Genomic DNA, 14,787 nt, shown 5'->3' with positions numbered 1-14,787 from the left:
ATACCCAGGAGGAACCACCGTGACCCTCACCGGACACTCCCTGATCGCCGGACAAACCGTCGCCGGCGAAGGCAAGACCACCTTCGCCTTCAACCCGGCCACCAACGAACAGCTCGAACCGGCCTACACGCTGCTCACCGAGGAGCAGCTCAAGGCCGCCACCGCCGCTGCGAAGGAGGCCTTCGCATCCTTCGGCACGCTGGACCCCGAAACCCACGCAGCATTCCTGGACGCCATCGCGGACAACATCGAAGCCATCGGCGACGAACTGATCGTCCGCGCCGGCCAGGAGACCGGCCTGCCGGCCGCCCGCCTGCAGGGCGAACGGGCCCGCACCACCGGGCAGCTGCGGCTCTTCGCCAACGTCGTCCGCCAGGGCGACTTCCGTGGCGTGCGCATCGATCCGGCACTGCCGGAGCGGACGCCCCTGCCGCGCGCCGACATCCGCCAGCGCCAGATCCCGCTGGGTCCTGTCGCCGTCTTTGGTGCCAGCAACTTCCCGCTGGCCTTCTCGACGGCGGGCGGCGACACCGCCTCGGCCCTCGCCGCCGGCTGCCCCGTCGTTTTCAAGGCCCACAACGCCCACCCTGGCACCAGCGAGCTGGTGGGCCAGGCCATCGCCAAGGCAGTTGCTGGCTTCGGCCTGCACCCGGGCGTCTTCTCCCTGATCTACGGCCCCGGCAGCAGCATCGGCCAGGCCCTCGTCGCCGACCCTGCCATCAAGGCCGTCGGCTTCACCGGCTCCCAGAGCGCCGGCATCGCCCTGATGCGCACCGCCGCCGCACGCCCGGAACCCATCCCCGTGTACGCCGAGATGTCCTCCCTGAACCCGGTGTTCGTCTTCCCCGGCGCCCTGAACGGCTCCGCCGAACAGATTGACGCCCTGGCACAGCAGTACATCACCGCCGTCACCGGCAGCTCCGGCCAGCTCTGCACCTCCCCCGGCCTGCTGTTCGCCCCCGCCGGTGAGGCAGGCGACAAACTGGCTGCCGCCGTCGGCCGCGCTGTTTCCGCCTGCGCCGGACAGACCATGCTCACCGCGGGCATCGCCGGCTCCTGGAACTCCGGGACCGAGGCGCTCGGCGCCGCCGGGAACGTGACCATCGTCGGCACCGGAACCCCGGGCCCCACCGAGAACGCCCCGGCGCCGGCCATCTACGGCACGGACATCAGCAACTTCATCAGCAACGAGGTGCTGCACGCGGAAATCTTCGGCGCGGCGTCCCTGGTGATCCGCTATTCCTCCGCCGAGGAACTCATCGAGGCCACGAACCGGATCGAGGGGCAGCTCACCGCTTCCCTGCAGCTCACCGAAGAGGACTACCCGACGGCGGCACAACTGATCCCCGCCCTGGAGCAGAAGGTGGGACGCATCATCGTCAACGGCTGGCCCACCGGCGTCGAAGTCGGCCACGCCATGGTCCACGGCGGCCCGTTCCCCGCCACCTCCGACACCCGCACCACCTCCGTGGGTACGCTGGCCATCAACCGGTTCCTCCGGCCCGTCGCCTACCAGAACCTGCCCCAGGAACTCCTGCCCGCACCGCTGAAGGACACCAACCCCTGGCACCTCAACCGCCGGATCGACGGCACCGTCATCGCCGCAGAGAAAGAGGAGGTCAACGCATGACCGCCCAGCCGACAATTGCCCACGTGGAAGTGGTCCCGGTTGCGGGCTACGACAGCATGCTGATGAACCTCAGCGGCGCCCACGGGCCGTTCTTCACCCGGAACGTGGTCATCGTGACCGACTCCGAGGGCAGGACCGGCCTCGGCGAGGTCCCGGGCGGCGAGAAGATCCGAACCACCATCGAGGAAGCAGGCGCGCTGATCGCCGGCAAGCCGGTGGCCCGCTACCGCTCCCTGTTGCGCGAGATCGCCGCTGAGTTCGCCGACCGCGACGCCGGCGGCCGCGGCCTGCAGACCTTCGACCTGCGCACCACCGTCCACGCTGTCACCGCCGTCGAATCCGCACTGCTGGACCTGCACGGCCAGTTCCTGGGCGTCCCGGTGGCCGAGCTGCTGGGCGACGGGCAGCAGCGCACGTCCGTGCCCATGCTCGGATACCTGTTCTTCATCGGTGACCACAAGCGGACGGAACTGCCGTACCTCGTGGAGGACGCGCCGTCGGACCGCTGGGAAGAGCTGCGCCGCCAGGAGGCCATGACCCCCGAGGCCGTGGTGGCGCTGGCCGAAGCGGCGCAGGAGCGCTACGGCTTCAGCGACTTCAAGCTCAAGGGCGGCGTGCTGTCCGGCGACGACGAGGTGGACGTGGTCACTGCGCTGGCCAGGCGCTTCCCGGACGCCCGCGTCACGCTGGACCCGAACGGCGGCTGGCTGCTCGAGGAGGCCATCCGCCTCGGCAAGCGGATGCAGGGCGTTGTGGCTTACGCCGAGGACCCCTGTGGCGCGGAAGGCCGCTTCTCCGGACGCGAGGTCATGGCCGAGTTCCGCCGGGCCACCGGCCTGAAGACGGCCACCAACATGATCGCCACGGACTGGCGCGAAATGGCGCACGCCATCCGCAGCAACGCCGTCGATATTCCGCTGGCGGACCCGCACTTCTGGACCATGCACGGCTCGGTCCGGGTGGCGCAGCTGTGCAACGAGTTCGGCCTGACCTGGGGCTCGCACTCGAACAACCACTTCGACATCTCGCTGGCCATGTTCACGCACACCGGCGCAGCAGCCCCCGGCGAGATCACCGCGCTGGACACGCACTGGATCTGGCAGGACGGGCAGGGCCTCACCAAGAACCCGCTGCAGATCAAGGGCGGCGCCATCGAGGTTCCTGCTGCGCCCGGTCTCGGTATTGAGCTGGACCGTGACGCCTTGGACAAGGCGCACCGGCTGTACCTGGAGCACGGGCTGGATGCCCGTGACGACAGCATCGGCATGCAGTACTACATCGACGGCTGGTCCTTCGATCCGAAGCGGCCCTGCCTGGTCCGGTAGTACTGGAGTTACAGATCTTCCGCACGGCCGGGACTCCTGGCGCAACCTCGCGCGACGGGGGCCGGCCGTGCGGAATACGCATGAATAGAAGGGTCAAGAGTGGGCGGCGTTGTCTCCGGAATTCTCATCGTTTCGGCAGTCATCGCCGTCGGTTACCTCGCTGCCAGGTTCCGCATTCTGGGGCCCGAGGTGCAGGGTGCGCTGACCCGCACAGCCTTCTACGTCACCAACCCCGCCCTGCTGTATACCGTGGTGGCCGGCTCGGATATCCGGGCGGCACTCGGAACCGATGCCCCGCTGGCGCTGCTTTCGGCAGCGGCGGTGGGGCTTCTTTATTGGCTGCTGAGCTTCCTGTTCTTCCGGCGGCCTGCTGCGGAGACCGCGGTCGGCGCGATGGCCAGCAGCTACGCCAACGCCAACAACATCGGCATTCCGGTCTCGCTGTACGCCGTCGGCACCGCCCAGCACGTGGCGCCGGTGCTCCTGGTGCAGCTCCTGGTCATGGCGCCGTTCTACCTCACGCTGCTGGGGATTTTCGCCGGTGCCCGGATTTCGTGGAAGAAAGTGCTGCTCCAGCCGCTGTCCAACCCGATGATCATCGCCTCCGCGCTCGGCGTAGCCGTGGCCGTGACCGGCTGGAACGCTCCGGACCTGCTGCAGAAGCCCATCGACATGCTGGCCGGCGGGGCCGTCCCCATGGTGCTTCTCGCCTTTGGTCTGTCGCTGGCCGGCCGCGCACCGCTGCAGAAAGACGACGGCCGGACCGAGACCCTGGTGGCAACGTTCCTGAAGATCGCCGGCATGCCACTCATTGTGTGGCTGCTGGGCCGGTTTGTCTTCGGACTGGAGGGGCAGCACCTGCTGGCCAGCGTGATCATGGCGGCCCTCCCTACCGCCCAGAACGTCTTCCTCTTCGCCTCCCCCTACGGCCGGGGCATGAGCGTGGCCCGAGACGTGATCCTCTGCACCACCATCCTGTGCGTGGGAACGCTGGTGGTTGTGGCGTGGGCTGTGGGGTAGGTCAGTTGGTCTTCCGCGCGGCGGGTCGGAGTAACAGCAGCTAGCCAGCCGGTGCCGGCTCCAACGCGTCGAGGATCAATTCCAGCCCGTAGGCGAATTCGTTGGCGTAGTCGTAGCCGGGCTGCATGACGACTTGGGTGGCGATCTCGACCAGGTGGGGGTATTCGCCGGTCGCGAGGCGTTCCATGATGGGACCGGCCGCCTCCGCCATCGGCTCATCGCCTGCTATGGGCAGTGCGGCTTCCTGGAGGGCGAACATCAAGCTCCTGGATCAGAACTCGCAAGCCGGCGCCCGGGCCGCAGTGGAGATGTTTAGGAAGGCAGGGTCAAACGCCCCGGATGGTGATGTGGGCGGCGACGGCGTCGGCGAATTCGCTGGTGCCAGAAGTTCCGCCCATGTCCTTGGTCGCGGTGCCGTCCAAGACCGTGGCCTCGATGGCCTTTTCGACGAGCTCGGCAGCCGCAAGGACCTTCTCGTCGCCGAACTTCGCGCCGAGCCAGCGCAGCAGCATCGCGGAGGAGAGGATCATCGCGATGGGGTTGGCGATGTTCTTTCCGGCGATGTCCGGGGCCGAGCCGTGCGAGGCCTGGGCCATGGCGTGGGTGTCCGAGGAGTTGATCGACGGGGCGATGCCCAGGGATCCGGCGACTTCACCGGCGAGGTCCGAGAGGATGTCCCCGAACATGTTCTCGGTGACGATCACGTCGAACTTGTTCGCGCGGCGGACCAGGTGCACGGTCATCGCGTCGATGTGGAAGTCGTTCACGGACACGTCCGGGTACTGGGCGGCGACCTCTTTGCAGACATCGCGGAACAGGCCGGTGGTCATCTTCAGCACGTTGGCCTTGTGCACGATGGTCAGCTGCTTGGACCGGGACCGGGCCAGCTGGAACGCCGAATGGGCGATGCGTTCGGTCGCGGCGCGGGTGATGATGCCGTGCATGATGGCCACGTCCGGAGTGGGCATGAATTCGCCGGTCCCGGCGAAGGTGTTCCGGTCAGCGTAGAAGCCTTCGGTGTTTTCGCGCACGATGACCAGGTCGGTGCCTTCGACGATGGCGTTCCCGCCGGGGAACGCCTTGGAGGGGCGGATGTTGGCGAACAGGCCGAAGTGCTTGCGGATCGTGCCTGAGGGGTTCAGCGCGGACTTGTGCGGTTCCGGGTAGGAGGCGGAATCGTGCGGGCCCAGGAGCCAGCCGTCGACATTGTTCAGCGCTTCGAGGGTTTCGGCGGGGACGGCGGTGCCGTGGGTGTCGATCGCACTCCGGCCCAAAGGCAGTTCGGTCCAGGCGATCGCGGGGGCACCCGCTGCGGCCATGGCCGCGTCGAGGATCTTCACGGATGCGGGCACGATCTCCGGGCCGATGCCATCGCCGTTCAGGACGGCCAGCTGGTACTGCTTGGATTCAGTCACGGGGCTTCCTTCTCCTCCTTTTCGTGTCTGCCCGGTCGCAATCTAAGCGGTGACCGGCAGGTGCGAGGCTGCAAGGCGGGCATCAACGGCTGCAAGGAACTCCTCTGTTGTGAGCCAGGGCTGTTCGGGCCCGATGAGAAGTGCCAGGTCTTTGGTCATCTTTCCGGATTCGACCGTCTCGATTACTACCTCTTCAAGGGTTTCGGCGAAGCGGATCACGTCCGGTGTCTGGTCGAGCTTGCCGCGGTGCCGCAGGGCCCCGGTCCAGGCAAAGATGCAGGCGATGGGGTTCGTGGAGGTGGGCTTGCCCTGCTGGTGTTGGCTGTAGTGGCGCGTGATGGTGCCGTGGGCGGCCTCCGCCACAACGGTGCTGCCATCCGGGGTCATGAGCACGGATGTCATTAGTCCGAGCGAGCCGAACCCCTGGGCGACGATGTCTGACTGGACATCGCCGTCGTAGTTTTTGCAGGCCCAAACGTAGCCGCCTTGCCATTTCATGGCTGAGGCAACCATGTCATCGATCAGCCGGTGTTCGTAACCCAGCCCGGCGGCGTCGAACTTGTCTTTGAACTCGGCGTCGAACACCTCCTGGAACAGGTCTTTGAACTGCCCGTCGTAGGCCTTGAGGATGGTGTTCTTCGTGGACAGGTAGACGGGGTAGTTTCGCTGCAGCCCGTAGGAGAAGGATGCGCGGGCGAAGTCGCGGATGGAATCGTTGAAGTTGTACATGCCCATTGCCACGCCGCCTCCCTCCGGATAGGTGGCCACTTCCTGCCTGATCTCCTCCCTGCCATCGGAGGGTGTAAAGGTCAAGGTGAGCGTCCCCGGCCCGGGGACTTTGAAGTTGGTGGCGCGGTATTGGTCGCCAAAGGCGTGCCGGCCAATGATGATGGGTTTGTTCCAGCCGGGAACCAGCCGGGGGATGTTGGAGATGATGATCGGTTCGCGGAACAGGACTCCGCCCAGGACATTGCGGACTGTTCCGTTGGGCGAGGGCCACATCTTCTTGAGCTTGAACTCCTGCACCCGTGCCTCATCGGGTGTGATGGTGGCGCACTTGACGCCTACCTTGTGTTCACGGATGGCATGCGCGGCATTCAAGGTCACCTGGTCATCGGTCGCGTCCCGGTTCTCCAGGGAGAGGTCAAAACTCTCCAGCTTGATGTTCAAGTAGGGAGTGATGAGGCGGTCCTTGATGAACTGCCACAGGACGTGGGTCATTTCGTCGCCGTCGAGCTCCACCACAGAACCCACGACATCAATTTTCTCGAACGCACTCATAATTGTCCTTGCTGTTGGTGGGGCTTCCGGGTGTTGAGGATTTTGGTCTCTGGCCTGCGCGCTTGTGCCTGAAGACCATGCTTGACGGTGATGGATTCGCATGATTGCTCCTTGTTCTGATGGGCGCAGGTGCCGCCATCAGCTGCACGTGTGGTTCAGGGTCCGGCGGAGGATCATGGGAATGACCCCGCCCACGGCGAGGAGTTCGCATTCCAGCCCGGTTTCCACGGCAGCTGTGGTTGTGAAGGGCTCTTCTGTTCCGTCGCTGCGGACAATGGCCGCTGCGATGTCGGCTCGGGGATGGATAAGCTCTTCGCGGGCGTCGAGCCTGATCCGGTCGCCGGGTGCAAGGCTCAGGAGCTTTTCCCTCATATCGGCTGGCATGACGAGCGGGAGGATTCCCATCCCGATGAGGTTGGAACGGTGAATCCGTTCGAAGCTGGCGGCGATGACTGCCCGGGCGCCGAGCAGTCGCTGGGCTTTGGCCGCCCAGTCGCGGGAGGAACCCATGCCATAGCGCTCCCCCGCTACCATGACGACGGATTCGCCTTCTTCGCGGTATCGCTGGGCGGCGTCCCAGATGGGCATCGTTTCGCCCGAAGGGGTGTGGATCGTCTGGGCGACAGGGGCTTCAGGGTGGAGGAGGTTTGTGACCGATTTGGCGTGGAAGGCGCCGCGGACCATGACTTCCCAGTTGCCGCGGCGGGACGCAAAGACGTTCAGGTCGGCACGGTCCTCTCCCCTGGCCACGAGGAAGTCCGCCACATTGCTGGTAGGCGGGATGGCGCTGGCCGGGGAGATGTGGTCGGTGGTGATGTCATCGCCGAGGACCAGCAGCGGATGGGCGGCATATTGGCCCAGGAGGCTTCCTTCGGTCATTGCCGCGAAGGGAGGCCTGCGGAGGATTGTTGATGCCGGATCCCAGGGGTACTGTGCGCCGTCCGGGGCTTCCACGCGGCGCCACTGCGGGTCCCGGCTGGCGATGGCGAAGTCGCGGCGGAAATCTGCGGGGTCGTTGGCTTTCAGTACCAGCGCGTCGATCTCTTCGCGCGCCGGCCACAGGTCTGTGAGGTAGACGGGGGTGCCGTCCTCCAAATATTGGAGGGGTTCGGCGCTGAGGTCGCGTTTGGCGTCACCGGCCAGGGCGAAGGCGACGACAAGTGGCGGTGACATGATGAAGCTGAGTTCGACGTCGGGGTGCACCCGTCCCGGGAAGTTGCGGTTTCCGGACAGGATGGCCACCGGCTCGCTCCCGCCGTCGTCCTGGGCCTTGGCAACCACCGGTGTCAGGGGTCCTGGGTTGCCGATGCAGGTTGTGCAGCCGAAACCGACAATGTCGAAACCCACGGAGGCAAGGTCCTCGGTCAGGTCGGCGCGCTTGAGGTAACTGGCGGCCGCGGGAGAACCGGGAGCGAGGGAGGTCTTAACCCATTCGGGGACTTTCATGCCCCGCTTTCTGGCGTTCCGGGCCAGCAGTCCGGCAGCGATCAGCAGACGCGGGTCGGAGGTGTTGGTGCAGCTGGTGATCGCGGCCAGGGCCACGGGGAACTCCGGTAGCGGCCCGGTACCGCGGCGCTTCGGTCCGGTCTCCTGTTCCAGGGCGTTTCGGATGCCGCCGAAGGGCAGGAGGTCCTGGGGGCGGCGGGGCCCGGCGGCGTGCATGGCGATGGTGGACAGGTCGATGTCGATGACTTTGGTGTAGGCGGGACTTGCTTCGGAATCGAACCAGATCCCTGCCTGCCTGGCGTAAGCCTCGACGAGGCGGGTTTGTTCCGGGGTGCGGCCGGTGCCGGCAAGGTAGTCCAGGGCCATTGCGTCGATCGGGAAGTACCCGGTAGTGGCACCGTATTCGGGTGCCATGTTCGCCACGACAGCCCGCTCCCCCACCGTCAGCGTTGAGACGCCGGGGCCGAAGAACTCAACAAACTCACCGGTGACGCCGACTTCGCGCAGCCGGTGGGTGATGGTCAGTGCCAGATCGGTGGCGAGGGTACCGGTGCGCAGCTCCCCGGTGAGCCTGACCCCCACGACTTCGGGGATCCGGAGAGTGGCGGGCATGCCAAACATGACGGTCTGGGCTTCCAGGCCGCCGACGCCCCAGCCGAGAACACCGAGACCGTTAATCATCGGAGTGTGGCTGTCGGTGCCCACCATCATGTCCGGGACAGCCCACCGGTCCCCGTCCTTTTCGATGGTGGTGACGACGGTGGCGAGCTGTTCGAGGTTGATGGTGTGCATGATGCCGGTGCCCGGCGGGTTGATGTGAACGTCGTTCATCGCCTTCGACGCCCATTTCAGGAACTGGTAGCGTTCACGGTTCCGCCGGATCTCGTGCTTGATGTTCCGGGCGGCCGCGTCGGGGCGCCCGTATTCCTCCACCGCAAGTGAATGGTCAATGGAAACGTCCACGCGCAGCAGCGGGTTCAATGCCATGGGGTCCTCACCGCACTCGGCCAGGGTGTCACGCATGGCGGCGATGTCCACCAGGGCGGGCGTGCTGGTGGTGTCGTGCATCAGCACCCTGGTCGGAAGGAACTCGATTTCGGCGGTGCTCGTCCCGGAGTCAAGCCAGCCGCGCAGGGCGTCCATGGCCTGGTCACGCTCATGGCCTGTCATGTTCCGCTGGACGTTCTCCGCCAGGAGCCGAAGGACGATGGGGAGGCGGGGATAGTCCGGGCCGAAAGCGCCTTCGATGTCCACCGCGCGGAGCACCTCGCCGTTGACTTCGAGGCGGGTTACGGAGGGGTGGGAACCGGCGGCGGTGGCGATGCTCATGAGGACACTTTCTCGAACAGGATTGGGCCTGTGTTAGGTATGGGCTATAACCCGCTGCTGGAGGGGTATTGCCGTGGAAGTTTTTCGGCGCCCGGCGGGGAAGTTGCTCAGGGCTGGCTTCCCCGCCGGATTCCTGGGGCTGACTAGTGGGTGACAGCCATCAGTTCGGCGACATCCTTGGATACCACGTTCGCGCGGGGATAGAGGCGCACGGCCTCAGCCGGGACCACCAGGCGGACCGCTCCGGTCAACCCGCCCGTGGTGCTGTCGACCAGGAGGGTTTTGCTGCCGTATTTGAGGTCGTATTCGTAGCGGGACCCGACATAGGAGGTGGTGATGATGTCGGCGTTGAGGACGATGGCGGCGGCGGGCAGCTCGGCGCCTCTGTTGGTCAGGAAGACCTTCTCGGGCCGGAAGGCCACGGTGACGAGGTCCCCGGTGGTTGCCTGCTCGCTGACGGCGACGTTGATGGTTTCTCCGCTTTCTTCGAGGCGGACGGTTGCTGCGCCGCCGTGGGCGGCGAGAACGGTGCCGTCGATGAAGTTGGAGCGGCCGATGAAGGCGGCGACTTCCGCGGTGGCGGGGCGTTCGTAGATTTCGTGGGGCGGGGCGACCTGGAGCATGTGTCCGTTGGACATGACGGCGATGCGGTCGCTCATGGCCAGGGCTTCTTCCTGGTCGTGGGTGACGTAGACGGTGGTGATGCCGAGCTCGGACTGGAGGCGCTTGAGCCAGATCCGGGCCTGTTCGCGGAGCTTGGCGTCCAGGTTGGAGAGCGGTTCGTCCAGGAGCAGGACCTTGGGCGAGTAGACCAGGGCGCGGGCGAGGGCGACGCGCTGCTGCTGTCCGCCGGAGAGCTGGTGCGGGTAGCGGTGTGCAAGGTGGGCCAGTCCCACCTTCTCCAGCGCGTCGTGGATCAGGGTTTTCTGCTCAGCCTTGGAGACCTTGCGGATGTTCAGCGGCATCGCCAGGTTCTCCGCCAGGGTCATGTGAGGCCAGAGGGCGTAGGACTGGAACACCATTCCGAGGTTGCGCTCTTCCGGCGGAACAAACTTGTTGGAGGAGTCATCGACCAGGACGGTATCTCCGACGGCGATGGAGCCTGAGGTGGGCTGCTCCAAGCCGGCGAGGCAGGACAGAGTCGTGGATTTTCCGCAGCCCGAGGGGCCCAGGAGGGTGAAGAACTCCCCGTCCCTGATGGTAAAGCTGACCTCGTGGAGGACGGTGACTCCTCCGAAGTCTTTGCGGAGGTTCTTGACGGCGACATCAGGCATCTTTCTTACCTTTCATAAGCAGGCCGGCGACGCCGACGAAGACTGCGGTGATAACGATCTGGATAGTGGCCAGGGCGGCCACCGATCCGGTGTTGCCCTGGACCCAGAGCTCGAGCATGGTGGTGCCGATGACGGCGGTATCGGCCGAGCCGAGGAAGATCGCCGGGGAGTATTCCTTCATCATCACGACAAAGGTGAGGACCATCGCGGCGACGAAGGCGGGAGTGAGGAGTTTGACCAGGATGCGGAGGAACATCTTCAGCCAGTCTGCGCCGTTGACGCGGGCGGCGTTGTCCAGTTCCTCGCCGATCTGCATAACCGCCGGGGAGATGGAGCCGAAGGCGCTGGGCAAGGCACGGAGCCCGAAGCCGATGATGATGGCCCAGAGGGTGCCCTGGAGCAGGGTGCCGGTGTTGAACGGCATGAACGCGAAGGCCCAGAACAGGCCGATGCCGATGATCAGGCCTGGCATGGCCTGCGGGGCCAGGGCCAGGTATTCGATGACCTTGCGGTAGCGGAACGTGGACCGCTTGGAGACGACGACGGCGACCACGGCCAGGACGCTGACCAGGATGGCGCCGACACCGGCGACGATGAGGCTGTTGCGGATCGAGCCGACGTAAGCCGGGAATTCAAAGATGCGCTGGTAGTTGCCCATGGTCATGGACAGGAACGGGTTCTGCAGGGGGGTGAAGATCCTGGTGAAGGACCGCATCACCAGGCCCAGGATCGGCACCAGCGCGCCGATGACAACGTAGATGGTGATGAACGCGACGGCCAGCCATTTGATCCAGCCCAGGTCCAGCAGGCGGGGCGGGTTGCCTTGCCGCGGACCGAGACGAAGCGCTTGGCGTCCTTGAGCATTTTGGCCTGGATGGCGACCAGCAGGACGGTGACCAGCAGGATGATGGTCGACGCGGCACCCAGGATCCCGTAGTCGGGATCGATGGACTGCAGCCCGTTTTTGTACAGGAAGGTTGCGAACACAGTGATGTCCACGGGCTGGCCGTACAGCAACGGGATGGAGAGGGTTTCGATGGACATGCTGAAAACCAGCACCGAGCTGTAAACAATCGGAGGGCGGAGCATCGGGATGATGACCGACCACAGGATCCGGAACGGTCCCGCGCCCACGGTCTGGGCGGCACCTTCAAGGGAGGCATCAGAGTTCCGCAGGGCATTGGCGCAAAAGAGGTAGGCGATGGGGGCCAGGGCAACCGCCTCGGTCAGTGCCATGCCCGGAAGGGTGTACAGGTCCCAGGGCAGGAAGCCCAGGACGCGGCGGACCTCTACGCTGGCGAAGCCGGCCGGGCCGTACATGGTGATCCAGCCGAAGCCCAGGATCAGGGAGGAGATGAAGAACGGCCACTGCATGGCCGCGCCGAAGAACTTCCGGCCCGGAATGTTCGTCCGGATGACCACGATGGCCATCGGGACGGCGATCAGCAGCGTCATGACCGTTGTCATGACGGCGAACAGGATCGTATTCCACGCCACCGAGCCGAAGTCGGCTTCGGTGAAGAGCCGTGCGTAGTTCTCTGCGGTGAACAGACCGCCCTCCTCGTACAGAGGGCGGTCCATCACCGACTGGTACAGGGTGGGGACCACGGGGGCAAGGACCAGGAGGGCCAGGATGATAATGGTTGCCCAGAAAAGCAGTTGGCTGCGGTCAGCACCAAGGATCCTGCGATACTTCGGAGCCGGATATTCCGGCCGTGGCGCGACCGCCTGGGCCGGCGGCTTGGTTTCGGGGATTGTTGTCATGAGATGTCTTCCGGTCCTTGCGTGGTCAGTCGGGGGTGCTTACTTTTTGAGGCTGTTCCAGCGCTCGGTAAAGGCAGCCGTTTCTGCCTCGGAGACCTTCTCGTAGGGAACGGAGATGATGTCCTCCTCCCCGACCTCCTTGACGATGTCGGCGTACGTGTAGGTGAACTCAACCGGCTTGACGCCTTCGCGGAAGGACGACAGCCCGCCTTCCTGAACCGCCTGCTGGCCTTCGGCCGACAGTGTAAAGTCCATGAAGAGCTTCGCCGTGGCAGCATGCGGAGCCTTCGCCGCAATGCCGAGGCCGCGGGGCAAAACCACGGTGCCGTCATCGGGCAGGGCGATCTTGAACAGGCCGCCGGAATCCTTCACCACAGGGAAGGCAGGGGCGGCGCTGACCAGGGCACTGGCGGCATACTCGCCGGCCAGGACCTTTTCAGTGGCAGAGGAGCTCTCGGGGCGTGAAAGGGGAAGGATGGTCGCCAGAGAGTCCCACGCTGCGGGCTTGTCCTTGGTCAGGGCATGGAAGATCGTGAATCCGAAGGCGCTCTTTATGTCGCGGATCCCAATCTTGTCCTGGAACTGTGAGGGGTTTGCCTTAACCTGATCCGCCAGTGATGCCAGGCCTGTAGGGGCCTCAGTCATCAGGGCAGTGTTGTAGGTGATGGTCATGGCGTCAGCTGACATCGCCGTGACGCCGGGAAGCAGGTTCGCGAACTCCGGAACCTTGGTCAGCTCCGGCGAGGAGTACTGGGTCAGGACATCGCCCCTGGCGGCGAAATCTGCCCAGGCACCGGCCGCGTTGGTGACCAGGATGTCCGCCGGCGAGCTGCCCGTGGCGTTTTCGCTCAGCACGCGCTGGAACACTTCATCGGAGCCAAGGTTGTTCGCAGAAATGTCCTTGATGAAGGGGTACTTCTTCTTGAAGTCCCGGAACACCGGCGCCCAGTTTTCCTGGTCGGTGTTCGAGTAGATCGTGAGCTCGCCGCCTTCCTTCTCTGCCGCTGCCACGAGCTCTTTGTAGTCGGCCGGGTAGTACTTGGGGTACTGCCCGGCTGCAATCGAATTTTCGGGAGCGGGGCTACCTGCAGGCGCTGAGCCTCCGCAGGCGGCGAGAGTAAGTGCGAGGGCTGAGGCAACGCCGACGGTGGCGTACCTGGCGAACATCCGAAGTTTGGGCTGGGAACTGGAACGGGGGGTGGACACCGTCATGGTTGTCTCTCCTTTGAGCAATGCAACGGAATGGGGGACGGGCAAGAGCATTCATGTGATCCGCCTCACCCACTGTAGCCTATAACCTATAGCTTGCAAGAGAGGAGGGCAAAATGCGCGAAATTCCCGAGCAGAGCCGACATGGCGAGGTGACAGAATTAGGCTCAGCGTTATAGCCCGTAACATCGCAGGGATTTTGGTACCAAAAACGGGGACGACCCCCAGCATGAAGGAGCAACCGGTGGCACAGGCTTCCCCCATACTCACCAAGAACGCATACGCGTACGAGGAGTTGCGACGGCGCATCTTGAGCGGGGACATCGAGCAGGGTTCAGTGCTGAGCCAGTCGAAGCTGGCGCAGGAAATCGGCGTCAGCACCACCCCGTTGCGTGAGGCACTGCGCCGCTTGGCAGCCGAGGGTATGGTGGAGCTCAAATCGCACAGCGACGCCCGGGTAGCTTCCCTCACCCCAGAGGAAGCCAAGGATCTCTACGTGATCCGCGAAAATCTGGACCCGCTGGCAGCCGGTCTCGCCGCGGAAAGCCGGACACCGGAAGACATCGCCGACATCGAGCAGGCACTCAAGCAACTGACACCCTTGCAGGACGCCGCCGACCTCGCGGCCATGACAGCCCACCGGGAATTCCACCGGGCAATCTACACGGCCTCCCACAACCCTCTCCTTATCGGCATCCTCGAGGGACTCTGGGACAAGGCAGACCGCTACAGGCAGATAGGGCTTCAGGGCCAAAAGGACTCAGAAAAAGACCGGATCCGCGTCCAGGAAGAACACACCCAGATTGCCGAGGCAGTTATAAGCGGTGACGCGGTTCGTGCCCGGGAAATCATGCAGAGACACGTCGTGGGCAGCCTGGGACGCCGCGCAATCGCAGTGCTGACCAAAAACTAGGGCGCAAGGGCGGGAAGTTGATTTGGGCTACACCCCAGGCTGACGGGTGTGGCCGATGATCTTGACCTTCTCTTGGACGGGCTTAGAGGGCAACCTGACAGGATGAGGGTTGGGGGTGCCGGTGGTGGACGGCGGATCGGGTACGTGCGGGTGAGTACGTGGGAAGAGAACGGGAAACGCC

The 14,787-nt window shown here is 64.9% G+C and carries 12 protein-coding genes; 4 read left to right on the top strand and 8 right to left on the bottom strand.

Annotated features, from left to right (window positions below; translation table 11 throughout):
* The first annotated feature begins 19 nt into the window (after positions 1-19).
* From ARGLB_RS06815 to ARGLB_RS06805, 3 genes are all read left to right on the top strand, one after another.
* A complete protein-coding gene (locus ARGLB_RS06815; protein WP_003800475.1) occupies positions 20-1,630 on the top strand; it encodes an aldehyde dehydrogenase (NADP(+)) in 1,611 nt (536 codons plus the stop codon).
* The gene (locus tag ARGLB_RS06810; protein WP_003800473.1) at positions 1,627-2,955 is read left to right on the top strand and encodes an enolase C-terminal domain-like protein; all 1,329 of its coding nucleotides are present in this window, start codon (positions 1,627-1,629) and stop codon (positions 2,953-2,955) included. Before ARGLB_RS06815 ends, ARGLB_RS06810 begins: the two co-directional genes overlap by 4 nt.
* A gap of 99 nt (positions 2,956-3,054) precedes the next feature.
* Complete coding sequence (locus ARGLB_RS06805) at positions 3,055-3,975, top strand: AEC family transporter (protein WP_003800471.1); 921 nt, start codon at positions 3,055-3,057, stop codon at positions 3,973-3,975.
* Positions 3,976-4,015: 40 nt separating this feature from the next.
* Here ARGLB_RS06805 and ARGLB_RS23560 read toward each other — a convergent pair whose 3' ends face one another.
* From ARGLB_RS23560 to ARGLB_RS06770, 8 genes are all read right to left on the bottom strand, one after another.
* On the bottom strand, positions 4,016-4,234 hold the full coding sequence (locus ARGLB_RS23560; RefSeq protein ID WP_003800469.1) for a hypothetical protein: 219 nt from the start codon (positions 4,232-4,234) through the stop codon (positions 4,016-4,018).
* A gap of 67 nt (positions 4,235-4,301) precedes the next feature.
* The gene (locus tag ARGLB_RS06795; protein WP_003800467.1) at positions 4,302-5,390 is read right to left on the bottom strand and encodes an isocitrate/isopropylmalate dehydrogenase family protein; all 1,089 of its coding nucleotides are present in this window, start codon (positions 5,388-5,390) and stop codon (positions 4,302-4,304) included.
* Positions 5,391-5,432: 42 nt separating this feature from the next.
* Entirely contained in the window at positions 5,433-6,671 is a 1,239-nt protein-coding gene (locus ARGLB_RS06790; protein WP_003800465.1) for an NADP-dependent isocitrate dehydrogenase, read from the bottom strand.
* A gap of 138 nt (positions 6,672-6,809) precedes the next feature.
* Positions 6,810-9,446 carry an aconitate hydratase AcnA gene (gene acnA, locus ARGLB_RS06785; protein WP_003800462.1) on the bottom strand — a complete coding sequence of 879 codons (2,637 nt, stop codon included), beginning with the start codon at positions 9,444-9,446 and terminating at the stop codon, positions 6,810-6,812.
* A 143-nt stretch (positions 9,447-9,589) separates the two neighbouring features.
* Positions 9,590-10,720: an ABC transporter ATP-binding protein gene (locus ARGLB_RS06780; protein WP_003800461.1), complete on the bottom strand. Its 1,131-nt coding sequence runs from the start codon at positions 10,718-10,720 to the stop codon at positions 9,590-9,592.
* Positions 10,713-11,456: an ABC transporter permease gene (locus ARGLB_RS23840; protein ID WP_003800459.1), complete on the bottom strand. Its 744-nt coding sequence runs from the start codon at positions 11,454-11,456 to the stop codon at positions 10,713-10,715. The genes ARGLB_RS06780 and ARGLB_RS23840 overlap by 8 nt, the downstream gene beginning before the upstream one ends.
* Positions 11,435-12,484: an ABC transporter permease gene (locus tag ARGLB_RS23835; RefSeq protein WP_003800457.1), complete on the bottom strand. Its 1,050-nt coding sequence runs from the start codon at positions 12,482-12,484 to the stop codon at positions 11,435-11,437. The genes ARGLB_RS23840 and ARGLB_RS23835 overlap by 22 nt, the downstream gene beginning before the upstream one ends.
* Positions 12,485-12,523: 39 nt before the next feature.
* Positions 12,524-13,696 (bottom strand): ABC transporter substrate-binding protein, encoded by a 1,173-nt coding sequence (locus ARGLB_RS06770; protein WP_003800455.1) that lies wholly within the window; start codon positions 13,694-13,696, stop codon positions 12,524-12,526.
* A 241-nt stretch (positions 13,697-13,937) separates the two neighbouring features.
* Between ARGLB_RS06770 and ARGLB_RS06765 the strand changes: the two genes are divergently transcribed.
* The gene (locus tag ARGLB_RS06765) at positions 13,938-14,606 is read left to right on the top strand and encodes a GntR family transcriptional regulator (protein WP_003800453.1); all 669 of its coding nucleotides are present in this window, start codon (positions 13,938-13,940) and stop codon (positions 14,604-14,606) included.
* Positions 14,607-14,787 lie beyond the last annotated feature (181 nt).

This window comes from Arthrobacter globiformis NBRC 12137, assembly GCF_000238915.1.
Classification (GTDB): Bacteria; Actinomycetota; Actinomycetes; order Actinomycetales; family Micrococcaceae; genus Arthrobacter; species Arthrobacter globiformis.
Note: the sequence above shows the minus strand (reverse complement) of the source record. Positions and strands in the feature narration are given on the sequence as shown.